The following is a 23,654-nucleotide window of genomic DNA, read 5'->3' as shown; positions in this document are numbered from 1 at the left end:
GCTCATCGTCCCACGGACGAGCTCTCCAGAAGTTCGAGCGCGTGCCGCCGGGCGGTCGCGCTGTCGTCCTGGCCGGAGAGCATCCGGGCGAGCTCACGCACCCGGTCGTCGGCCGACACCTCCTCGACCCCGGTCACCGTGCCCGCCTCACCGGCCGACTTGGTGACCACGAGGTGGGTGTCGGCGAACGCCGCGACCTGTGCCAGGTGCGTGACGACGATCACCTGCGTGGCGCGCGCGAGAACCGCCAGCCGGCGCCCGACCTCGACGGCGGCCCGCCCGCCGACCCCGGCGTCGACCTCGTCGAACACGAAGGTGGGCAGGCTCGCCGCACCGGCCCCTCCGACGGCCGCGGTCGCGAGCGCGACCTCGAGCGCGAGCATGACGCGCGAGAGCTCGCCGCCCGAGGCTCCCTTGCCGAGCGGACGTGCGGGTGCACCCGGGTGCGGGACCAGCGAGAACGTGACCTGGTCGGCACCGAAGGGCCCGGGCTCGCCCGGAGCGACGCCCACCTCGAGGTGTGCGCCCCCCATCGCCAGGCCGGCGAGCTCCGTCGTGACGGCCGCGGCCAGCCGCTCGCCTGCGGCCGCACGGCCCTCGCTCAGCTCCGCCCCGAGCCGCGCCAGCTCGTCGTCGAGCTCGCCGCTCCGCTGCGTCAGGCCGCGCAGCCTCTCGCCGCCGTCGTCGAGGTCGAGCAGCCGCAGCCCCGCGTCGGAGGCCCACCGCAGCACGTCGTCGACCGTCTCGCCGTACGAGCGGGTCAGCGCGGTGAGCGCGGCGAGCCGTTCGTGGGCCGTCTCAAGGCCTGCCGGGTCGGCCTGGAGGTCGTCGACGTACGCGGACAGCTCGGTCGCGACGTCCGCGACGACATAGCCCACCTCGGCGATGCGCCCTGCGAGCTCGGCCAGCGCCGGGTCGTCGCTCGCCACCGACTCGAGTGCGCGCCGCGCCCGCGTGAGCTGCGCGACGGCCGAGGCGACCTCGTCGCTCTCGCCCGCGAGCGCCTCGTGCGCCTCGCCCGCACCCACCCGCAGCTCCTCGACGTTGCCCAGCCTGGTGACGAGCGTCTGCAGCTCGGCGTCCTCCCCGGGGCGGGGGTCGACGCGCTCGATCTCTGCGAGCCCCAGCCGCAGGAGCTCGGCCTCGCGTGCTCGCTCGGCAGCGCGCTGGGTCAGGTCGTCGATCTCCGCCTGGAGCGCGGCCCGCTCGGTCCACGCGGCACGGTAGGCGTCCAGCGCGGCACGGTGAGCCGGGCCGGCGAACGCGTCGAGGGCCTCGCGCTGCTTGGACGGCGTGCGAAGCCGGAGCTGGTCGGCCTGCCCGTGCACGGTCGCCAGCTCGTCGGCGATCTCGGCGAGCACGCCCTGCGGCACCCCTCGCCCACCCAGGTGGGCCCGTGAGCGTCCCTCGGCGGCGACGGTCCGCAGCACGACCACGGTGCCGTCGTCGTCGACCGCGCCTCCGGCGTCCTCGACCCGTTCGACGACGCCGGGACGGTCGGCGACCCGCCACCGCCCCTCGACCGCGGCGCTGCGCGCGCCGGGGCGGACCGCACCGGCGTCGGCCTTGCCTCCCATGAGCAGGCCGAGACCCGTCAGCACCATGGTCTTGCCCGCGCCGGTCTCGCCAGTGATGACCGTCAGGCCGCTGGCGAGCGCGACACGCGCTGCCCGGATGACTCCCAGGTTCTCGATCGCGATCTCCTCGAGCACCTCACACCTTCCTGACGTCGTCGGCGTCGCGCAGGCCGTCCTCGTCGCCGTCCGTCGCGGCGTCGGTGAGGGCCGCGGCCCGGGCGCGGGCGGCGGCGGCGTCGTCGGCGGCCTCGCGCCATCCCACCACCGGCAGGGAGAACTTCGAGACGAGCCGGTCGGTGAAGGGCGACGTCGACAGGCGCGCGAAGCGCAGTGGTTGCTCACCCCGGCGCACCTCGACGGTCGATCCTGCGGGCAGGTCGATGGTGCGCCGCCCGTCGCACGTGAGCACCGCAGGCACCGGCGAGCGGTCGAGCACCGTGATCCGGTACGCCGACCGCGGCCCGATGACCAGGGGTCGCGCGAACAACGCGTGTGCCGACAGCGGTACGAGGAGCACGCCGTCGACCTCGGGCCACATCACGGGTCCGCCGGCCGAGAACGCGTGCGCGGTCGACCCCGTCGACGTCGAGAGGATGACGCCGTCGCACCCGAAGCTCGACAGCGGGCGCCCGTCGACCTCGATGCCGACCTCGACCATGCGTTGACGCTCGGCCTTCTCGATGGTCGCCTCGTTGAGCGCCCAGCCGGTCATCGGCTCGTCCTCACCGGGCAGGTGGACACGCACGGCGACGACGCTGCGCTCCTCGACGACGTAGTCGCGCTGCGCGAGCCGCTGGACCGCGGCGCGCAGGTCTTCGCGCTCCGACTCGGCCAGGAACCCGACGTGCCCGAGGTTGACGCCCAGCAGCGGCACGCGCGTGCCGTGCGTGAGCTCGGCGGCACGCAGGATCGTGCCGTCACCCCGAGCACCATGACGACCTCGGACTCCGTGACGCCCTCGCGCAGCCGCGCGGCGACCATGTGGTCTCCGAACCTCTCGGCCAGGTCGTCGTCGTGCAGCACGACCTCGAACCCTGACGCCTCGAGCTCGCGCACGGCCTCGCGGAGCGCGGCGACCGCCTCCGCGCGTCCGCCGTGCGTCACGACCAGGACTCTGCGGGTCACGGTGCACCTCCAGTGCCCAGGGACGGACGCGCCTGCGGAACGACCGGCACGACGGGCGGGCGCGCGGCGCCGTCGTCGTCGGGGCGCCACGCGACCGCGGCCTGCACGGCCGCGGCAACCTGCGTGACGACGCCGGGCATGCGCTCGCCCGGCGTGCCGGTGCCCGGCGGCCCCGTCTCGCCCGCCCCGGCACGGACGCCGAGCGCGGGCGACGGCTCCCCGCGCTCGAACGCGACGAAGTACTCGTGGTTCCCGCTGGGGCCGGGCAACGGGCTGGGGACGACGGCGCGCGCATGAAGCCCCACCCGGGCCCCCGCGTCGATCACGTCGAGAACGGCCGCGGCGCGCAGCGCGGGATCGCGCACGACGCCACCGGCACCGAGCCGCTCCCTGCCGACCTCGAACTGCGGCTTGACCAGGAGCAGCGCAGGTGCGCCCGTCTCGAGCACCGGCGCGAGCACGGGCAGCACGAGCCGCAGCGAGATGAACGAGAGGTCACCCACCACGACGTCAGGACGCCGAGCGAGGTCCCCCCGCCCCAGGGTGCGAACGTTGAACCCCTCGACCACCGTGACGCGCGCGTCCTCGCGCAGCCGCGTCACGAGCTGGTCGTGCCCGACGTCGAGCGCGACGACGTGGGCGGCGCCCCGGCGCAGCAGGACGTCGGTGAACCCACCGGTCGAGGCGCCGAGGTCGAGGCACCACGACCCCTCGATCTTCGCCAGGCGACCGCCTGCCTCGTCGGCCGCGAGCGCGTCGAGCGCACCGGCCAGCTTGAGCGCGGCCCGTGACGCCCACCCGGGATCACCCGGGTCGGCGACCACCACGATCTCCGCGTCGTCCGGCACCGGAGCCGACGGCTTGGTGACAGGAAGCCCCGCTGCCGTCACCCGGCCCGCCCGCACGAGCTCGGCGGCCTGCGCGCGCGACCGAGCCAGGCGTCGACGCACCAGAGCGGCGTCGACGCGCACCGGCGTCACGCGTGTCCCCCGTCGGAGGGCCCCACGTCTCCGGGTCCGTCGTCGCCGGGTCCGTCGGCGAGCCGTGCGTTCAGAGTCTCGTGCAGCGCGGCGAAGCGCGTCACATGCTCCTCGAGCGGCAGGTCGTCGAGTCCCGCGAGCACGTCGGCCACCGGCGTGGGTGCCACCTGCTCCACCCCGGCCGGGCCCGACGGCGGAGCCGATGCTGCCCGCGAAGCGACGTCGGCGGGCGTCGGCGCACCCGACGGCCGCTCTTCGGCCCCCATCCCGCTCAGCTCCTGCGGCATCGTCTTCCTCGTTGCTCGTGCGCTGCTCGCGCGGCCGGTCACGACCTGGCCGGTCGCTCGCCGGACGGTCGTCGGTCGGGTCGTCGGTCGGGTACGTCCTGCCCGCCACCACGCTACCGGCTGCCACCGACGACGACCTCGGTCCGCCCACAGGCGCGGGCAGGCCGTGTCGCCACCTGTCCACCGGCCCGCGCGCCGCCTCGCGCCCGGAGCGTCGCCCGCGCCGACGGGCCCTCGCTCAGGCCGTCAGCTCCGGGACGCTCGCCGGGTCGACCGGTGCACCGCCGTCGGCGGCCGCCCACGCCGCCGCGCACGCCGCACGCACGACGTCGATGCCCACCGGCCCCTGCCTGTCGACCTCGAGCCGCCCGGCGGCCACACGCGCACCGCGCCCCGCGCACTCCCACCAGCCGTCGGCGCCGAGCACCGGGAGCGGATGCGGTTCGAGCAAGGCCCGCAGGTCGGCACCCACGAAGTGCGGCCGCAGCCACGGCTCGGCGAGGACGTCGTCGCGCGCCGAGGACACTCCGGTCAGCACGTGCAGGCCCGGGTAGCCCCCCGAGCGTGCCCCCGCGAGATCGGTGTCGAGCCGGTCACCGACGACGAGCGGGCGCGCTGCCCCCGCCCTGTCGACCGCGAGCCGGTACATCGTCGGCGACGGCTTGCCCGCGCTCGACGGCTCGACGCCGGTCGCGGCCACCACCGCGCCGACCAGCGCGCCGTTGCCCGGCGCATAGCCGCGCGCCGTCGGCAACGACAGGTCGCGGTTGCTCGCGACATGCCACGCGCCCCCGCGACCGCGTACGCGGCCTCGGCCAGATCGGCCCACGCGAGGTCGGGCGCGAACCCCTGCGCGACCGCGGCCGGCGCGTCGTCGGCCGAGGAGACGACCTCGAACCCGGCCGCCCGGACCGCCGTCAGCAGCCCGGCGCCGCCGACCACCAGGACGCGTGCCCCCGGCGCGAGCCGCGTGCGCAGCAGCGCCGCGCACGCCTGAGCCGCCGTGAGAACCTCGTCCTGCGATGTCGGGATGTCCAGCCCGGTGAGCTGGCGCGCGACGTCCTCGGGCTCCCGCGACGCGTTGTTCGTGACGAACAGCAGCCGCAGGCCGCGTGAGCGAGCCTCGACGAGGCTCTCGGACGCGTGCTCGATCGGCAGGTGCCCCCGGTAGGCGACCCCGTCCAGGTCCACGAGCGCGAGGTCGTGCGCGTCGGCCAGCGCCAGCTCGCTGCCCAGCAGTCCCTGCGCGGTCACGACAGGTCCCCTTCGCGCTCCTCGCCGTCACCCTCGGACCCGACGCCGCCGGCCTCAGGCTCCGGTGAGTCTGTCTCGACACCTCGCACGTCGTCCGGCCCGAGGTCACCGGCGGGCTCGACACCCGGCTCGCGTCGATCAGCGTGACCGGTGTCGGACTCGTCGCCGGAGTCGCGACGACCGCTCGGCGCGTCCGCGGGCGCACCGGCCTCGTCCGACTCGTCCGCAGACGCGCGGTCGCCACCGGACTCCGCGTCCGACTCGTCGCCGGCCCCGCTCTCGGCACCACCGCCGGCGTCCGACGCCGGGGCCTCCTCCTCCAGAGTCTCGTCGTACACGTCGTAGACGACGACGTCCTCCTCGGGCATCGCGTTGCCGGTCGCACGCTCCAGGTCCTCCGGGTCGACGCCCGCCAGGACGGCGGCCGCCTCCTCGTCCCGGCCCGCGGCCTCAAGCACCGCGGAGCGCGCCGCCAGGACCCGCAGACCCAGGTCGCCGCGCTGCGGCGGGATCTTGTCGAGGACGGCCAGCGCAGCATCGTGCTCACCCAGGTCGGACCGGGCGCCGCTGACGACAAGCGCGAGCTCGACCCTGCCCGCTGGATCGAGCTCGTCGGCCTCAGGGCTCGCCGCCAGGGCGATCGCCCGTTCCGGTCGGCCCAGACCACGCTCGGCGTCGGCCATGATCGGCAGGTGCTCCGACGAGCCGTTGAGCCGACGGACGGTGCGCAGCTCGCGCAACGCCTCCGCGAAGCGGCCGGTGCGATACGCCGCGATGCCCGCTGCCTCGCGGACGACGTCGATGCGACCGCCACGGCGAACCGCCGCCTGCGTGTGCTCGTACGCCAGCTCAGGGTCGACGTCGAGCAGTCGACCCGCCATCACCAGGTGCTCGCCGACACGCTCGGCGTTCTCCTTGTTCAGGCCGCGCAAGCGCTCGCGTGCATCCTTGGCGAGCTGACGGAACGAGACGTCCTCGGCGATCTCCGGCTCGACGACACGCTCCCTCTCCGGACGCACGTCGCGTGCGGGCCGCACGTCTCTTCCGGGACGGCCACCGTCACGCTGGAAGCCGCCCCGCTGCGCACCGCGATCCTCCCGGCGGAAGCCACCCTCACGCCGGTCGCCACCCCGAAAGCCCCCTCGCGGCGGTCCTCATACCGCGCGCCCGTCGCGCCACGGTCGTCGCGCCGGAATCCCCGGGACGAGTCGTCGCGCCGCGGGGTCCGGTCCCCGCGATCGTCGCGCCCAGCCCCGCCCGCGCGGCGGTCTGCTCCACGATCACGGTCCGGAGTCCAAGCGCCAGCACCACGCGAGCCCGACCCGTCACGCTGTCCAGAACGGTCGTCCCGCCGGGGTGCCCCGTCGCGACGGTCGTCCCGAGGCCCGCGCTGCTCCGCGCCGCCACGGCCGAACCCGCCCGCTCGATCGTCCCGACGCGCGCCGTCGCCTCGGGAGTCGCGGCCGTAGCCCTCCGAGCGTCGGTCCGCATAGCGCTGCCCGCCGTCCTCCCGGCGGAACGGCGCCTCGCGGCGGTCACCACCCCACCGCTCGTCACGGCGAGCACCACCCTCACGGCGGTCACCACCCCACCGCTCGTCACGGCGAGCACCACCCTCACGGCGGTCACCACCCCACCGCTCGTCACGGCGAGCACCACCCTCACGGCGGTCACCACCCCACCGCTCGTCACGGCGAGCACCACCCTCACGGCGGTCACCACCCCACCGGTCATCACGGCGAACACCACCCTCACGGCGGTCACCACCCCACCGGTCATCACGGCGAGCACCACCCTCACGGCGGTCACCACCGCGTGATGCATCGGCTGAGCGCGCGCTCCCCCGGAAGGAGCCGGCGTCGGAGCGACCGGCGCCATCGCGACCGGCCGCACCCCGAGGTCGCCGGTCGTCCCCCGCCGCACGACCCGAGCTCCGTCCCTGCTCCGCACCGCTCCGATCGTCGCGCCACCCTGCGCCACTGCGACCGTCGGATCCACGACCACCGCCGCGGTACTCCCGACTCGGCCCGCCCGTCCGACCCTCGTCTCGCCCGGAAGCGCCGCGAGGGCTGCTCGGCCTTGACCGGTCGCCACCCGCCCGGCTTCCGGGGCGCTGGCTCCGGCGGTCGTCGTCAAAGCGCCGCGGGCGGCGCTCACCGCCTCGCTCGTCACCCTGCTCACGGGCAGAATCGTTCACGGTCGTCCTCTCGGTTCGTGGTCAGTCAATTCTCCCACGCCGCCACCGGCGGGCACCTTCTGCCGTCGCGCACGGGGTTGTGACATCGGGCTGCTGCCGACATGCGAAAGACCCCGCACCGTGGGTGCGGGGTCTTTCGTGAAGGGTGTCCGGCGGCGTCCTACTCTCCCACCCCGTCTCCAGGGCAGTACCATCGGCGCTGTAGGGCTGAGCTTCCGGGTTCGGAATGGGACCGGGCGTTTCCCCTACGCTATGACCGCCGTAACTTTATCGAGTTGTTCGGGTTGGTTGCCCGTTTCTCGGGAACCGCACAGTGGACGCGTTGCATGAAGTGTGTGTGTGTTGAAGTTGTTGGCTGATTAGTACCGGTCAGCTGCGGCAGTCGTTGGTCCTGCCTTCCACATCCGGCCTATCTACCCAGTGGTCTCGCTGGGTGCCTTCAGACCCGTAGGTCATGGAAACCTCATCTTGAAGCAGGCTTCCCGCTTAGATGCTTTCAGCGGTTATCCTTCCCGAACGTAGCTAACCAGCGGTGCACTTGGCAGTACAACTGGCACACCAGAGGTTCGTCCGTCCCGGTCCTCTCGTACTAGGGACAGCCCTTCTCAAGTTTCCTGCGCGCGCAGCGGATAGGGACCGAACTGTCTCACGACGTTCTAAACCCAGCTCGCGTACCGCTTTAATGGGCGAACAGCCCAACCCTTGGGACCTACTCCAGCCCCAGGATGCGACGAGCCGACATCGAGGTGCCAAACCATGCCGTCGATATGGACTCTTGGGCAAGATCAGCCTGTTATCCCCGGGGTACCTTTTATCCGTTGAGCGACGGCGCTTCCACAAGCCACCGCCGGATCACTAGTCCCGACTTTCGTCCCTGCTCGACCTGTCGGTCTCACAGTCAAGCTCCCTTGTGCACTTGCACTCGACACCTGATTGCCAACCAGGCTGAGGGAACCTTTGGGCGCCTCCGTTACATTTTGGGAGGCAACCGCCCCAGTTAAACTACCCACCAGGCACTGTCCCTGGTCCGGATCACGGACCGAGGTTAGATGTCCGAAGCAGTCAGAGTGGTATTTCAACGTTGACTCCCCCCGAGCTGGCGCCCGGGGTTCATAGTCTCCCACCTATCCTACACAAACTGCACCGAACACCAATACCAAGCTATAGTAAAGGTCCCGGGGTCTTTCCGTCCTGCTGCGCGTAACGAGCATCTTTACTCGTAGTGCAATTTCGCCGAGCTCGCGGTTGAGACAGCGGAGAAGTCGTTACGCCATTCGTGCAGGTCGGAACTTACCCGACAAGGAATTTCGCTACCTTAGGATGGTTATAGTTACCACCGCCGTTTACTGGGGCTTAAATTCTGAGCTTCGCTTACGCTGACTCGTCCTCTTAACCTTCCAGCACCGGGCAGGCGTCAGTCCGTATACATCGTCTTGCGACTTCGCACGGACCTGTGTTTTTAGTAAACAGTCGCTTCTCCCTGGTCTCTGCGGCCGTCCCCGCTCCCACCGCTAGGGTGTTCACGGTTCGGGCCCCCCTTCTCCCGAAGTTACGGGGGCATTTTGCCGAGTTCCTTAACCACGATTCGCTCGATCGCCTTGGTATTCTCTACCTGACCACCTGAGTCGGTTTGGGGTACGGGCGGCTAGAACCTCGCGTCGAGGCTTTTCTTGGCAGCTGAGGATCACCCGATATCCCGCATACGCGGTCACTATCGCCTCTCACCCTTGATGGTGTGCGGATTTGCCTACACACCGGGCTACGGGCTTGGACGTGGTCTACCATCGCCACGCCGGGCTACCTTCCTGCGTCACCCCTGTTAATACGCTTACCTACTACCCGATCGGGTCACGCGCCGCCTCCACAGTGGCACCCGAAGGTGCCGGCGTGGTCTTGGGGCGTTTAGCATCTCGAGGTTCGGTACGGGCGGTTCTTCGCCGGTAGGAGAATATCAACTCCTTGTCCATCGACTACGCCTGTCGGCCTCGCCTTAGGTCCCGACTTACCCAGGGCGGATTAACCTGGCCCTGGAACCCTTGGTCATTCGGCGGACGGGTTTCTCACCCGTCATTCGCTACTCATGCCTGCATTCTCACTCGTGTGGTCTCCACCGCTGGGTCACCCCGCGGCTTCACCGCCCACACGACGCTCCCCTACCCAGCACAGCCCCTGAACCACGAAGGCTAGGGTATCGCTGCACTGCCACGGCTTCGGCGGTGTGCTTGAGCCCCGCTACATTGTCGGCGCGGAATCACTTGACCAGTGAGCTATTACGCACTCTTTCAAGGGTGGCTGCTTCTAAGCCAACCTCCTGGTTGTCTGTGCAACTCCACATCCTTTCCCACTGAGCACACGCTTAGGGGCCTTAGCCGGTGATCTGGGCTGTTTCCCTCTCGACTACGGAGCTTATCCCCCGCAGTCTCACTGCCTCGCTTGCACTTACCGGCATTCGGAGTTTGGCTGACGTCAGTAACCTGGTGAGGCCCATCGGCCATCCAGTAGCTCTACCTCCGGCAAGAAACACGAGACGCTGCACCTAAATGCATTTCGGGGAGAACCAGCTATCACGAAGTTTGATTGGCCTTTCACCCCTAACCACAGGTCATCCCCCAGGTTTTCAACCCTGGTGGGTTCGGTCCTCCACGACGTCTTACCGTCGCTTCAACCTGCCCATGGCTAGATCACTTCGCTTCGGGTCTAGACCCGGCGACTATGGGCGCCCTATTCGGACTCGCTTTCGCTACGGCTTCCCCACACGGGTTAACCTCGCCACCGAGCACTAACTCGCAGGCTCATTCTTCAAAAGGCACGCCGTCACCCCAGCTAGGGAGGCTCCGACGGATTGTAGGCACACGGTTTCAGGTACTATTTCACTCCCCTCCCGGGGTACTTTTCACCTTTCCCTCACGGTACTAGTCCGCTATCGGTCACCAGGTAGTATTTAGGCTTAGCAAGTGGTCTTGCCAGATTCACACGAGATTTCTCGGGCCCCGTGCTACTTGGGATCCCCTCAACCAGGCCACGACATTTCGTCTACGGGACTACCACCCTCTACGGTCCGGTATTCAACCCGGTTCGACTATGACGCGACTTTCTGACTGGCTGCAGTCTTGTCAGCAACTGCTAGAAGGTCCCACAACCCCGCGACAGCAACGCCTGACAGCTTTCACACTGCCGCGGTTTGGCCTCATCCGCTTTCGCTCGCCACTACTCACGGAATATCTCTTCCTGCCGGTACTGAGATGTTTCACTTCCCGGCGTTCCCTCCACACACCCTATATATTCAGGTGCGGGTACCCGCGCATGACCGCGGGTGGGTTCCCCCATTCGGAAATCCTCGGATCACAGCTCGTTTGCCAACTCCCCGAGGCTTATCGCAGGCTACGACGTCCTTCTTCGGCTCCTGGTGCCAAGGCATCCACCCTGTGCCCTTAAAAACTTCAACAAAAATGATCACACTACAGAGACGTCAGGGACGACAACCCCCAGAAGGGATCGCCGCCTTGAACATCTTGGATGCTCGCGTCCACTGTGCAGTTCTCAAGCTACGGACGAACCCACCAGACCAGGACCGCCTGACCACACCCCCACCCCCACAACAGGGAAGCAAGGACACGACCGGTTCGGAAACCCCACCAGTGACCCGTACTGAGCACCCCCGACCACGCGGCCGGTTGCCTCAGGACCCAACAGTGCGTTCACGCCCCCACCCCACACCAGCACCAGCGTTCCCACCTGCAAGCAGGCGTACTGACCAGCACCAACACAGGGCACGGACAACAGTCAACGTTCCACCCAGAGCACCACCACCAGCACACTCGGCCGGCGCGTGGTCCACCATGAGCACCCACCCCAGACCCGAAGGCCCCAGGCAGACACTGGTGAGCTCCTTAGAAAGGAGGTGATCCAGCCGCACCTTCCGGTACGGCTACCTTGTTACGACTTAGTCCCAATCGCCAGTCCCACCTTCGACCACTCCCCCCACACAAGGTGGTTGGGCCATGGGCTTCGGGTGTTACCAACTTTCGTGACTTGACGGGCGGTGTGTACAAGGCCCGGGAACGTATTCACCGCAGCGTTGCTGATCTGCGATTACTAGCGACTCCGACTTCATGGGGTCGAGTTGCAGACCCCAATCCGAACTGAGACCGGCTTTTTGGGATTCGCTCCACCTTGCGGTATCGCAGCCCTCTGTACCGGCCATTGTAGCATGCGTGAAGCCCAAGACATAAGGGGCATGATGATTTGACGTCATCCCCACCTTCCTCCGAGTTGACCCCGGCAGTCTCCCATGAGTCCCCGGCATAACCCGCTGGCAACATGGGACGAGGGTTGCGCTCGTTGCGGGACTTAACCCAACATCTCACGACACGAGCTGACGACAACCATGCACCACCTGTGCACCGACCTTACGGGGCCACCATCTCTGGCAGTTTCCGGTGCATGTCAAGCCTTGGTAAGGTTCTTCGCGTTGCATCGAATTAATCCGCATGCTCCGCCGCTTGTGCGGGCCCCCGTCAATTCCTTTGAGTTTTAGCCTTGCGGCCGTACTCCCCAGGCGGGGCACTTAATGCGTTAGCTGCGGCACGGGAACCGTGGAATGGCCCCCACACCTAGTGCCCAACGTTTACGGCATGGACTACCAGGGTATCTAATCCTGTTCGCTCCCCATGCTTTCGCTCCTCAGCGTCAGTAACTGCCCAGAGACCTGCCTTCGCCATCGGTGTTCCTCCTGATATCTGCGCATTCCACCGCTACACCAGGAATTCCAGTCTCCCCTACAGCACTCTAGTCCGCCCGTACCCGATGCAAGCCCGAGGTTGAGCCTCGGGATTTCACACCAGACGCGACAGACCGCCTACGAGCTCTTTACGCCCAATAATTCCGGACAACGCTTGCGCCCTACGTATTACCGCGGCTGCTGGCACGTAGTTAGCCGGCGCTTCTTCTGCAGGTACCGTCACTCTCGCTTCTTCCCTGCTGAAAGAGGTTTACAACCCGAAGGCCGTCATCCCTCACGCGGCGTCGCTGCATCAGGCTTTCGCCCATTGTGCAATATTCCCCACTGCTGCCTCCCGTAGGAGTCTGGGCCGTGTCTCAGTCCCAGTGTGGCCGGTCGCCCTCTCAGGCCGGCTACCCGTCGAAGCCTTGGTAGGCCATCACCCCACCAACAAGCTGATAGGCCGCGAGCCCATCCCTCACCGAAAAACTTTCCAACCCCACCCATGCAGGCAAGGCTCATATCCGGTATTAGACCCCGTTTCCAAGGCTTATCCCGAAGTGAAGGGCAGGTTGCTCACGTGTTACTCACCCGTTCGCCACTGATCCACCCCGAAGGGCTTCACCGTTCGACTTGCATGTGTTAAGCACGCCGCCAGCGTTCGTCCTGAGCCAGGATCAAACTCTCCGTAAAAGTATCGCGCCACCCCGAGAACGAGGTAACAACCATACGGTTCATTCAACACTGACAGAACCAAGCTGAACTGCTTGATTTGTCCAAAGGAATCCAAACCACACACACCAAAGCATGCGCGGCCCGGGTTCAAAAATTTGGCATTGACTATCAAACGCACTGTTGAGTTCTCAAACAACCGACGCACACCATCAGGACCAGCCGCTTCCGCGATCCGGCCCCGTCCGGGGCAACCCTTCAACCTTACCCGGTCCGCTTCCCTTCGTCCAATCCGCTCTTCCGAGCGATTCTGGACCGAGAGGCACCGAGCCCACTCCGAGGCGCAGAACGCCCCTGTGAAGGAGAGTGGTTCTTGGTCTTGCCCGGCCGGCCCGGCCACCTTGCGGTGTCCGTTCCCCGTTCCGGGCGACGTCGAAGAACATTACACGGGGTGGCGGGGAGCGCCAAATCCGCAGGTCAGGGCACTCCCCGCGCCCCCGGAAGACGTCAGGAGGCCTCCGCGACCGCGAGTGTGCGCTTGCCCCGGCGGAGCACGGCGTAGCGCCCGTGGAGCAGGTCGTCCACGGCAAGGACCTGGTCCTCCGAGGTCACCTTGACGTTGTTGACGTAGGCGCCGCCCTCGGCGATCGCGCGACGCGCCGCCGACTTCGACGCCACCAGCGTGCTCGCCACGAGTGCGTCGACCACGAGATCGCCCGCCTTCGCCGTCGTGCGCGGCAGCTCGGCCACGGCGCCACGCAAGGTCGCCTCGTCGAGGTCCCTCAGGTCGCCCCTGCCGAACAGGGCCTGACTCGCGAAGATCACCGCGTCCGTGGCCGCCTGGCCGTGGATCAGCGTGGTCAGGTCGCCCGCGAGCGCGCGCTGCGCCTCCCGGGCGAACGGCCGCTCGGCGACCTCGGCCGCGAGCGCCTCGATCTCCTCCCGGCTGCGGAACGTGAGCACCTTGAGGTAGTGCACGACGTCGTCGTCGGCCGCGTTGAGCCAGAACTGGTAGAAGGCGTACGGGCTCGTCAGCTCCGGGTCGAGCCAGACGGCGCCCCCTCGGACTTGCCCATCTTCGAGCCGTCGGCCTTGGTGACGAGGGTCGTGGCGAGCGCGTGCACCGACGCCTGCTCGGTCTTGCGGATGAGCTCGACTCCCGCGAGCAGGTTGCCCCACTGGTCGTTGCCGCCCATCTGCAACGTGCACCCATGGCGGCGGTACAGCTCCGCGAAGTCCATGCCCTGCAGGATCTGGTAGCTGAACTCGGTGAAGCTGATCCCCTCGTCCGAGGCCAGCCGCCGCGCCACGATGTCCTTCGAGAGCATCGTGCCGAGGCGGAAGTGCTTGCCGACGTCGCGCAGGAAGTCGATCGCGCTCATCGGCGCGGTCCAGTCGAGGTTGTTGACCATGACCGCGGCGTTCGGGCCCTCGAAGTCGAGGAACGGCTCGATCTGGCGGCGGATGCTGTCGACCCAGCCCGCCACGACCTCGCGCGAGTTCATCGCGCGCTCCGTCGTCGGGCGCGGGTCACCGATCAGGCCCGTCGCGCCTCCCACGAGCGCCAGCGGCCGGTGGCCGGCCCGCTGCAGCCGGCGCATGTTGAGCAGCTGCACCATGTGGCCGACGTGCAGGCTGCGCGCGGTCGGGTCGAAGCCCACGTAGTAGGTGATCGGTCCCTCGGCCAGCGCGGAACGCAACGCAGCCTCGTCGGTGGTCTGCGCCACCAGGCCACGCCACTGCAGCTCGTCGAGAACGTCGGTCACCGTGGTACTCCTTGCGTCGTCGCGCGGCCCGGTCGGGCCACCCGCCCTAGTCTGCCCGACGGCGACGCCCGGGGAGCGCGGCCCGGGGCTCCGACGTCATCGTCGGCGCGGCGAGACCGGCCGGTACGCCGAGACCGTCGGCTCCCCCACGAGCCACGACCGCCACGGGAAGCGATCGGCACTGCCGCCGTCGCCGCCCACGCCGACGCGCGGCCCCGTGGCGATCGCACCGCGCTCGCGGTCCACTGGCAGCGTCACGACGAGCGGCGCGCCGGGATCGGTGAGGTCCGCGCCGTCGTCGGGCAGGGTCAGGGCGAGCGCGACCGCGAGCCGCGCGGGCCCCCGTGCGATCTGGCGGTCGGTGTCGCAGGCCCCCGCGGCGAGGCGGCGCGCGCGGGCGAGCGCGACGCCGTCGACCACCTCCCCCGCCCGCAGCAGCACCGCGGACGCGCGGCCGACCGGGCCGCACACCACGTTGACGCAGTGGTGCAGGCCGAGGTGCCGGTAGACGTACAGCCGACCGGGCTCGCCGAACATCGTGGCGTTGCGGGCCGTGCGGCCGCGGAAGGCGTGCGAGCCGGGGTCGTTCTCGCCGTCGTACGCCTCGACCTCCGTCACGCGCAGCGCCACCGCGCCCTCCGCCGTGCGGCGCACGAGCCAGGCGCCCAGCAGGTCACGGGCGACGTCGTGCACGCCCCGGGCGTACCAGGCGCGCCCCGGGACCTCCCACGGGCTGACGGCGTCGGATTCCGGCGTACCGGCGATCGTGCTCACCCGCCCGACGTTACGACGGCGGAGCAGCCCCTGGGGGCCGGGCCCGGCTTCCGGGACGGCGGCCGGGGCACGGGCGGGTTCACGAGCCCGCCGCCGGCGCGACCGGCCAGGCGCGCACGCGCCCGACGCCGTCGAGGCGCACGTCCGCGCGCTCGCGCGTCCGCTCACGGGCGTAGTGGGCGGCCTCGTCGCGCATCCAGGCGAGCCAGTGCGCCTCCTGGGCGTGGCCGTCGCGAGCCAGGCCGCGGCGCAGCCGCTCGGCGTCGTCGGCCTCGACCCACACGAGCAGGCGCGGGTGCGCGTCGACGGCGCGGGCTCCGGCGCCGCATCCCTCGATCACGACGAACGGCGCGGGCGGGACCTCGTGCTCCTCGGCGTAGGCGCCGCGCGTCCAGTCGTAGCGCCGGTAGCGGCCCGTGCTACCCGTGGAGAGCGGGTCGAGCACCCACGCCGCCAGGCGCTCGGCGCCGCCGTCGGGGCCGGCCTCCCAGCCCTCGTAGAGGTCGTCCAGGTGGACGACGGGTGCCTCGGCGCACGAGCCCTCGCCGAGGCGGGGCGCGAGCTGGGCGGCGAGCGTCGTCTTGCCCGACCCTGCGGGGCCGTCGACCACGACGAGGAACGGAGCGTGCGCGGGTGCCGCGCCGCGGGACGTCCGCGCGAGCGCCTCCAGGTCGGCCAGCACCCCCGGCGAGACGGTCATGCGAACCGCGAGCGAGGCCGGCGGGGCGGTGCCGCCGCCGCGGCCACACCGCGCGGCGGCGCGCCGGGGCCGTGCGGCCGCTCTCCGCCACGGCCCGGCGGGCGGACCGGGCCGCGCCCGCCCGGCCCGGCCGGGCGCCGCGCAGGCGGTCGCCCCGCGCGCGTCATGACTGGGCCCAGAACCGGTACTCCGTCGCGCGCTCCTTCGCCTGCTCGAGCTGCTCGGCGACGCGTGCCGGGGCGGTGCCGCCGACGGCGTCGCGCGACGCGACCGAGCCCTCGACCGACAGGACCGACCGGACCTCGGGGTGCAGGTGCTCGCTGATCGCGGCGAGGTCGGCGTCCGACAGGTCCCACAGCTCGATGCCGCGCTGCTCGCACGCCTTGACGCACGCCCCGGCGACCTCGTGCGCGACACGGAACGGGACGCCCTCGCGCACCAGCCACTCGGCGATGTCGGTGGCCAGGGAGAAGCCCTGCGGGGCGAGCGCCGCCAGGCGGGCGGTGTCGAACGTCAGCGTGCGCACCATGCCGGCGAAGGCCGGCAGCAGCACCGTGAGTGTCGCGACCTGGTCGAAGACCGGTTCCTTGTCCTCCTGGAGGTCCCGGTTGTAGGCCAGCGGGAGGCCCTTGAGCGTGGCCAGCAGACCGGCCAGGTCACCGATGAGGCGACCCGCCTTGCCGCGCGCGAGCTCGGCGATGTCCGGGTTCTTCTTCTGCGGCATGATGCTCGACCCCGTGGAGTAGGAGTCGTCGAGGCGCACGAAGCCGAACTCCTTGGTGTTCCACAGGATGATCTCCTCCGCGAGCCGCGACAGGTCGACGCCGATCATCGCGGCCACGAACGCGAACTCCGCGACGACGTCGCGCGCGGCGGTGCCGTCGATCGAGTTCTCGACCGGGCCGTCGAACCCGAGATCGGCCGCGACGGCCGCCGGGTCCAGGCCCAGCGACGAGCCCGCGAGCGCCCCCGAGCCGTAGGGGCTGCGCGCGGCGCGCACGTCCCAGTCGATGAGCCGGTCGACGTCGCGCAGCAGCGGCCACGCGTGCGCGAGCAGGTGGTGGGCCAGCAGCACGGGCTGCGCGTGCTGCAGGTGCGTGCGGCCCGGCATGACGGCGGTCCCGGCGGTGTGCGCCTGGGTGATGAGCTCGTCGACGACGGTCAGCACCTGGCCGGCGATCGTGCGGGCCTGGTCGCGCAGGTAGAGGCGCACGAGGGTGGCGATCTGGTCGTTGCGCGAACGGCCGGCACGCAGCTTGCCGCCCAGCTCGGCTCCTGCGCGCTCGATCAGGCCGCGTTCGAGCGCGGTGTGGACGTCCTCGTCGTCGGGAGCCGGCCCGAAGGTGCCGTCCGCGACGTCGGCAGCGAGCACGTCGAGCGCCTCGGCCATCGCGGTCAGCTCGTCGTCGGTCAGCAGCCCGGCGCGGTGCAGCACCTTGGCGTGCGCCTGCGAGCCGCGGATGTCGTACGCGGCGAGCGCCCAGTCGAAGTGGGTCGACAGCGACAGCGCCTGCAGCTCGGGCGAGGGCCCGCCCGCGAAGCGGCCGCCCCACAGCGCCACCGTGGGCTGCGCGGCGGCGGTCGGCTGGGCGGGGGTCTCGGACTCGGGCATGGTGGGCCTTTCAGGTGGAACGGTCAGGGGCGTGGTCCGGGGTCAGGACGAGGTGGCGAGCGCGAGGAACCGCTGCGCGAGCTCCTCGCCGCCGGCCGGGTCGCGCGAGATGACGAGGATCGTGTCGTCTCCCGCGATGCAGCCCAGCACGCTCGGGAACAGCGAGTGGTCGATCGCCGAGCCGAGGAAGTTGGCCGCCCCGGGGGGCGTGCGCAGCACCACGAGGTTCGCCGACGCCTCGGCCGACACCAGCAGGTCGGCGCACAGGCGGGCCAGGCGCGCGGCCATGTACTCGCCGTCCTGGTCGGCGAGCACGCTGCGGTCGCCGCCCTCGCCGGGGACGGCGTAGACCAGGGCGCCCGAGGTGGTGCGGATCTTCTCGGCCCGCAGCTCGATCAGGTCGCGGGACAGCGTCGCCTGCGTGACCGACAGGCCCTCCTCGGCGAGCAGGCGCGCCAGCTCGGACTGGGAGTGGACGGCGCCGCGGCGCAGCAGGTCCACGACGCGCGCCTGCCGGGCCGCCTTCGTGAGCGGGGCGACCGGGCCGTCGGTCATCGCTGCTCCAGCAGCCACGTCAGGAGCGCCTTCTGCGCGTGCAGGCGGTTCTCGGCCTCGTCGAAGACCACCGACTGCGGGCCGTCGATGACGTCGGCGGTGATCTCCTTGCCACGGTAGGCGGGCAGGCAGTGCAGGACGATCGCGTCGGCCCGGGCGTGCGCGAGCAGGCCGGCGTCGAGCTGGAACGGCACGAACGGCCGGGACCGTTCGGCGGCCTGCGCCTCGGCACCCATCGACACCCAGGTGTCCGTCGCGACGGCGTCGGCGCCCGTGACGGCCTCGACCGGGTCGTCCGTGACGGTCACCGATCCCCCGGTCTCCTCCGCGATCGCCCGCGCCCGGGCGACGATCGCGGCGTCGGGCAGGTAGCCCTGCGGCCCGGCGACGCGCACGTGCAGGCCTGCGGTGGCACCGCCGAGCAGGTAGCTGTGCGCCATGTTGTTCGCGCAGTCGCCCACGTAGGCGAAGGCCTGCCCGGGCAGGGCCGTGACTCCCCCGCGGTGCTGGGCGACCGTGAGCAGGTCGGCGAGGATCTGGCACGGGTGGAAGCCGTCGGTGAGCGCGTTGACGACGGGCACGCGCGACGCGGCGGCCATCTCCTGGATGCGGTCGTCGCCGAACGTGCGCCACACGATGGCCGAGACCATGCGGTCGAGCACGTGCGTGGTGTCCGCGATCGACTCGCGGACCCCGATCTGCGCCAGGTTGCCGTCGACCATGAGCGGGAAGCCGCCGAGCTCGGCGATGCCTGTCGCGAAGGACACCTGGGTGCGCAGCGTCGGCTTGTCGGTGATGAAGGCGACCGCGCGCGGGCCGGACAAGGGCTGTCGCACGTGGCGGTCCTCGCGGAACGCCAGGCCGAGCTCAAGCACCTGCTTCTGCTCCGACGGCGTCAGGTCGTCGTCGCGCAGGAAGTGGCGGACGGTCACGGGGTCTCCTCCGGCTCGGTGGGAACGGTCAGGGTGGCGAAGAACTGGGCGGCGACGCGCGCCTGGTCAGCGGTGAGGATGAGCGGCGGGGCCAGGCGGATCGCGTCCGGGGCGACAGGGTTCACGACGAGCCCGGCCTCCAGCGCGGCAGCCGCGACCTGTGCTGCGACCGGGCGGTTCAGGACGACCGCCCACAGCAGACCACGCCCGCGCACCTCGCGCACGAGCGGTGATCCGCTCAGCTCGATCTCCTCGCGCAGCAGCGCTCCGACCGTGCGCACGTGCGCCAGCAGGCCGTCCCGCTCGATGACGCCGATGGTCGCCAGCGCGGCCGCCGCGGCGACCGGGTTGCCGCCGAACGTCGTGCCGTGCTGGCCGCGGCCCAGCAGCGTCGCGGCGCGCTCGCCGAAGGCGATCACGGCACCCACCGGGAAGCCTCCACCGAGCCCCTTGGCGAGCGTGACCACGTCGGGCATCACGCCACCGCCGACCTCGGGGTGCTGGTAGGCGAACCAGGCGCCGGTGCGGCCCATCCCGGTCTGCACCTCGTCGAGGATCAGCAGCGCGCCGGCGTCGGACGTCAGGCGGCGTGCGTGCGCGAGGTAGCCCGGCGGGAGCGGGCGCACGCCCGCCTCGCCCTGGATCGGCTCGACGACGAGGGCGGCGACGGGGCCGCGCTCGGCCACCGCGGCGGGCGAGAACGCCTCGTCGAGCGCGGCGGTGTCGCCGAACGCCACGTGCTCGACGCCGCCCGGCAACGGTTCGAACGGCTCGCGGTAGGCGGCCTTCGCGGTGAGCGCGAGCGCACCCAGCGACCGGCCGTGGAACGCGCCCTCGAGCGCGAGCACGCGCCCCACCTGCCCGCCCGGGCGCACCCGGCGGGTCATCTTGAACGCCGCCTCGACCGCCTCGGTGCCCGAGTTGGTGAGGAAGACACGTGACCCCTCCGGGGCCTGCGCCAGCCGCAGCAGCGTCTCGGCGAGCGCGATCTGGGTGGGCGTGCCGAAGAAGTTGGACACGTGGCCGAGCGTGCCGAGCTGGGCGGAGATCGCCGCGGTCAGCGTGGGGTGCGCGTGGCCGAGGGCGTTGACCGCGATCCCGGCGAGCAGGTCGAGGTAGCGCTTGCCGTCGGCGTCCCACACGTAGCAGCCGTCGCCGCGCACGAGGACGCGCTGCGGCGGCCCGAACGTGTCCATCACGGCGTGCGTGTAGCGGTCCGTCCAGGCGGCGACCGTGGCGACGTGTCCGGACGGCTCGGTGACGAGGTCGAGCAGCTCGCTCATGCAGGGTCCTTAGGAAGCGTGGCGGCGTCGGGCACGACCATCGTGCCGTTGCCGCGGGCGGTGAAGACCTCGAGCAGCACGGAGTGCGGCTGGCGGCCGTCGATGACGGTCGCGGCCGGCACGCCGCCCTCGACGGCGCGCAGGCACGCCTCCATCTTGGGCACCATGCCGGACTCGAGGGACGGCAGAAGGGTGGCGAGCTCGCTCGCGGTGATGCGCTCGACCAGCGACGACCGGTCGGGCCACGAGGTGTACAGGCCCTCGACGTCGGTCAGCACGATGAGCTTCTTGGCGCCGAGCGCGACCGCGAGCGCCGACGCCGCCGTGTCGGCGTTGACGTTGAGCACCTGCGTGGGGTCGGCGACGTCGGGCGCGACCGTGGAGACCACGGGGATGCGGCCCGCGGCGAGGATGTCCTCGACCGCCGACGGGTCGACCGCGGTCACGTCGCCGACCAGGCCCACGTCGACGGGCTCGCCGTCGACGACGGCGGTGCGCCGCGTGGCCTGGAACAGCCCCCCGTCCTCGCCCGACAGGCCGACGGCGTGCGGGCCGTGCGCGTTGACCAGCCCCACGAGCTCGCGGCCGACCTGGCCGGTGAGGACCATCCGGACGACCTCCATGGCCTCGGGCGTGGTCACGCGCAGGCCGCCGCGGAACTCGCTGGGGATGTCGAGCCGCCCGAGCATCGCGTTGATCTGCGGGCCGCCGCCGTGCACGACGACGGGGCGCAGGCCCACCTGGCGCAGGAACACCATGTCCTGCGCGAACGCGGCCTTGAGCGTGTCGTCGACCATGGCGTTGCCGCCGTACTTGACGACGACGAGCGCGCCCGAGAACTCCTGCAGCCACGGCAGGGCCTCGATGAGGACCTCGGCTTTCTGCTCGGGGCGCAGGTCGGTGCGGGTGTCGAACACGAAGTCGCTCATGAGGAGTACGCGCTGTTCTCGTGGACGTAGTCGTGCGTGAGGTCGTTGGTCCACAGCGTGACCTCGGCGTCCCCGGCGTGCAGGTCGACCTCGACGGTGACCTCGCGGGCGGCGGCGAGGTCGACGAGCTCGCGCGGCTCTCCGACGCCGCCGGCCCGGCAGACCTGGACGCCGTTGACGGCCACGTCGAGGGTCAGGGCGTCGAAGGGGGCGACGTCCTCGGGCACGGTGCCGACCGCGGACAGCACGCGGCCCCAGTTGGGGTCGTTGCCGAAGATGGCGGCCTTGAAGAGGTTGGAGCGCGACACGGCCCGCGCGACGGCCAGGGCGGCGTCTTGCGTCGTGGCGCCCCGGACGGTGATGGCGATGTCGTGGCTGGCGCCTTCGGCGTCGGCGACGAGCTGGCGGGCGAGGTCCGCGCAGGCGGCGGTGACGGCCCGGGTGAGCTCGGCCGCCGACGGCGTGGCGCCGCTCGCGCCGCTCGCCAGGAGGATCACGGTGTCGTTGGTGGACATGCAGCCGTCCGAGTCGACGCGGTCGAACGTCGCCGCGGTGGCGGCGCGCAGCGCGGCGTCGGCGGTCGCGGCGTCGACGTCGGCGTCGGTCGTCAGGACGCACAGCATGGTCGCCAGGCCTGGGGCGAGCATGCCCGCGCCCTTGGCCATGCCGCCGACGCTCCAGCCCGCTCCGGCCGTCTCGCCGGTGACGAGCGTCTGCTTGGAGCGGGTGTCGGTGGTCATGATGGCGTGCGCGGCCGCGTCTCCGCCGTCGGCGGCCAGCGCCGCGACGGCGGCGTCGACGCCCGGCAGCAGCAGGTCCATGGGCAGGCGGACGCCGATCAGCCCGGTGGAGCACACGAGCACGTCGCCCGCGCCCACGCCGTCCTCGCCGCCGATGCCCGCGGCACCCAGCGCGGCCGCGGTGTGCTCGGCGGTCCGGTGCGTGTCGGCGAAGCCCTCGGGCCCGGTGCAGGCGTTGGCGCCGCCCGAGTTGAGCACGACGGCACGGGCCGTGCCGTCCTTGACGGCCTGGCGCGTCCAGGTCACCGGGGCCGCGTGGACGCGGTTGGACGTGAGCACCGCGGCCGCGACGTGGCGTGGCCCCTCGGTGACGACGAGCGCCACGTCGGGCCTGCCCGACGTCTTGAGGCCGGCGGTCACGCCGGCGGCCCGGAAGCCTGCGGGTGAGGTGACGCTCACGGGGCGACTCCTTCGGTGGTCAGGCCCGCCGTCTCCGGCAGGCCGAGGGCGAGGTTGAGGGACTGGACGGCGCCGCCCGCGGTGCCCTTGACGAGGTTGTCGATCGCGGTGACCGTGACGACGCGCCCCGCGGCGGCGTCGACGGCGACCTGGACCAGCGCGGTGTTCGCGCCGAGGGTCATCGCCGTGCTCGGCCACTGGCCCTCGGGCAGCAGGTGGACGAACGGCTCGTCGGCGTACGCCTGCGCCCAGGCGTCGCGCACGGCGGCAGGGTCGGCGCCCGGCACGAGGCGGGCGGTCGCGGTGGCGAGGATGCCGCGCGCCATGGGCACGAGCGTGGGCGTGAAGCTGAGCGTGACGGCGTCGGCCCCGGCGGTGAGCAGGTTCTGCTGGATCTCGGGGATGTGCCGGTGGGTGCCGCCGACGGCGTACGGTGCGGCGGCACCGAGCGCCTCGGACGCCAGCAGGTGCGCCTTGAGCGCCTTGCCCGCGCCCGAGTAGCCGTTGGCGAGCACCGCGACGACGTCGCGCGGCTCGATCAGGCCGGCCGCGACGCCCGGCTGCAGGCCGAGCGTGACCGCGGTGACGTTGCAGCCGGGCACGGCGATACGGGTTGCGCCGCGCAGGGCGTCGCGCTGCCGGCCGGTCACGGCGCCGTCGTGCACGTGCAGCAGCTCGGGCAGGCCGTAGGGCCAGGTGCCCGCGTGCGGCGTGCCGTAGAACTGCTCCCAGGCCGCCGCGGAGACGAGGCGGTGGTCCGCGCCGAGGTCGAGCACCAGGACGTCGTCGGGAAGCTGCGCGGCGATCTCGCCCGACGCTCCGTGCGGCAGGGCCAGCACGACCACGTCGTGCCCCGCGAGGGCCTCGACGCTCGTGGGGGCCAGCACGCGGTCGGCGAGCGAGCGCAGGTGCGGGTGAAGGCTGCCGAGCGTGGCACCGGCGTTGGAGTGGGCCGTGACGGTGCCGACCTCGAGGTGGGGATGGTTCGCGGCGATGCGGAGGAACTCTCCGCCCGCGTAACCCGACGCGCCGGCGACGGCGACGCGTGCGCGCTGCACACTGGTCATGTGCATGACTATACATAGCAATGCA

Annotated in this window: 14 protein-coding genes, 3 rRNA genes and 3 pseudogenes; all 20 read right to left on the bottom strand. The window is 71.1% G+C overall.

The annotated features are described in order from the left end of the window. Nucleotides 1-2: 2 nt before the first annotated feature. Complete coding sequence (recN, locus tag ET495_RS02910) at nt 3-1,712, bottom strand: DNA repair protein RecN (protein ID WP_129202456.1); 1,710 nt, start codon at nt 1,710-1,712, stop codon at nt 3-5. A gap of 1 nt (nt 1,713) precedes the next feature. After that, nucleotides 1,714-2,702, bottom strand: a pseudogene (locus ET495_RS02905) (NAD kinase). Continuing rightward, on the bottom strand, nt 2,699-3,682 hold the full coding sequence (locus ET495_RS02900) for a TlyA family RNA methyltransferase (RefSeq protein ID WP_129202454.1): 984 nt from the start codon (nt 3,680-3,682) through the stop codon (nt 2,699-2,701). The pseudogene ET495_RS02905 and the gene ET495_RS02900 overlap by 4 nt, the downstream one beginning before the upstream one ends. Continuing rightward, nucleotides 3,679-3,969: a hypothetical protein gene (locus ET495_RS02895; RefSeq protein ID WP_129202452.1), complete on the bottom strand. Its 291-nt coding sequence runs from the start codon at nt 3,967-3,969 to the stop codon at nt 3,679-3,681. The genes ET495_RS02900 and ET495_RS02895 overlap by 4 nt, the downstream gene beginning before the upstream one ends. A 238-nt stretch (nt 3,970-4,207) precedes the next feature. Further along, a pseudogene (locus tag ET495_RS02890) lies at nt 4,208-5,223 on the bottom strand (HAD-IIA family hydrolase). Further along, complete coding sequence (locus tag ET495_RS18410; protein WP_245993275.1) at nt 5,220-6,260, bottom strand: tetratricopeptide repeat protein; 1,041 nt, start codon at nt 6,258-6,260, stop codon at nt 5,220-5,222. The pseudogene ET495_RS02890 and the gene ET495_RS18410 overlap by 4 nt, the downstream one beginning before the upstream one ends. Before the next feature lie 76 nt (nt 6,261-6,336). After that, nucleotides 6,337-7,032: a hypothetical protein gene (locus tag ET495_RS17485; RefSeq protein ID WP_162616340.1), complete on the bottom strand. Its 696-nt coding sequence runs from the start codon at nt 7,030-7,032 to the stop codon at nt 6,337-6,339. A gap of 535 nt (nt 7,033-7,567) precedes the next feature. Continuing rightward, nucleotides 7,568-7,684: ribosomal RNA gene (gene rrf / locus ET495_RS02875) — 5S ribosomal RNA — on the bottom strand. 75 nt (nt 7,685-7,759) lie between these two features. Then, nucleotides 7,760-10,865, bottom strand: a 23S ribosomal RNA gene (locus ET495_RS02870). Nucleotides 10,866-11,314: 449 nt separating this feature from the next. After that, nucleotides 11,315-12,833 (bottom strand): 16S ribosomal RNA (locus tag ET495_RS02865). Together the 16S, 23S and 5S rRNA genes form the textbook arrangement of a ribosomal RNA operon. 486 nt (nt 12,834-13,319) lie before the next feature. Continuing rightward, nucleotides 13,320-14,578, bottom strand: a pseudogene (tyrS, locus tag ET495_RS02860) (tyrosine--tRNA ligase). Between the two features lie 96 nt (nt 14,579-14,674). Beyond that, entirely contained in the window at nt 14,675-15,343 is a 669-nt protein-coding gene (locus tag ET495_RS02855) for a DNA-3-methyladenine glycosylase (RefSeq protein ID WP_129205856.1), read from the bottom strand. 88 nt (nt 15,344-15,431) lie between these two features. After that, entirely contained in the window at nt 15,432-16,052 is a 621-nt protein-coding gene (locus tag ET495_RS02850) for a uridine kinase family protein (RefSeq protein WP_129202450.1), read from the bottom strand. 163 nt (nt 16,053-16,215) lie between these two features. Next, entirely contained in the window at nt 16,216-17,664 is a 1,449-nt protein-coding gene (gene argH / locus ET495_RS02845) for an argininosuccinate lyase (protein WP_129202448.1), read from the bottom strand. A 42-nt stretch (nt 17,665-17,706) separates the two neighbouring features. After that, a complete protein-coding gene (locus tag ET495_RS02840; protein WP_129202446.1) occupies nt 17,707-18,219 on the bottom strand; it encodes an arginine repressor in 513 nt (170 codons plus the stop codon). Next, a complete protein-coding gene (argF, locus tag ET495_RS02835; RefSeq protein ID WP_129202444.1) occupies nt 18,216-19,151 on the bottom strand; it encodes an ornithine carbamoyltransferase in 936 nt (311 codons plus the stop codon). Before argF ends, ET495_RS02840 begins: the two co-directional genes overlap by 4 nt. Beyond that, nucleotides 19,148-20,434, bottom strand: a complete 1,287-nt coding sequence (locus tag ET495_RS02830; protein ID WP_129202442.1) for an acetylornithine transaminase — start codon at nt 20,432-20,434, stop codon at nt 19,148-19,150. Before ET495_RS02830 ends, argF begins: the two co-directional genes overlap by 4 nt. Further along, nucleotides 20,431-21,363, bottom strand: coding sequence for an acetylglutamate kinase (gene argB, locus ET495_RS02825; protein WP_129202440.1), 933 nt, complete (start codon nt 21,361-21,363; stop codon nt 20,431-20,433). Before argB ends, ET495_RS02830 begins: the two co-directional genes overlap by 4 nt. Beyond that, complete coding sequence (argJ, locus tag ET495_RS02820; RefSeq protein WP_129202438.1) at nt 21,360-22,562, bottom strand: bifunctional glutamate N-acetyltransferase/amino-acid acetyltransferase ArgJ; 1,203 nt, start codon at nt 22,560-22,562, stop codon at nt 21,360-21,362. The genes argB and argJ overlap by 4 nt, the downstream gene beginning before the upstream one ends. Continuing rightward, the gene (gene argC / locus ET495_RS02815; RefSeq protein ID WP_129202436.1) at nt 22,559-23,635 is read right to left on the bottom strand and encodes an N-acetyl-gamma-glutamyl-phosphate reductase; all 1,077 of its coding nucleotides are present in this window, start codon (nt 23,633-23,635) and stop codon (nt 22,559-22,561) included. Before argC ends, argJ begins: the two co-directional genes overlap by 4 nt. Between the last annotated feature and the right edge of the window lie 19 nt (nt 23,636-23,654).

The sequence above is a fragment of the Xylanimonas allomyrinae genome, from assembly GCF_004135345.1.
Classification (GTDB): domain Bacteria; phylum Actinomycetota; class Actinomycetes; order Actinomycetales; family Cellulomonadaceae; genus Xylanimonas; species Xylanimonas allomyrinae.
The sequence above is the reverse complement of the archived record's forward strand: the minus strand, read 5'-3'. Positions and strand labels throughout refer to the sequence as shown.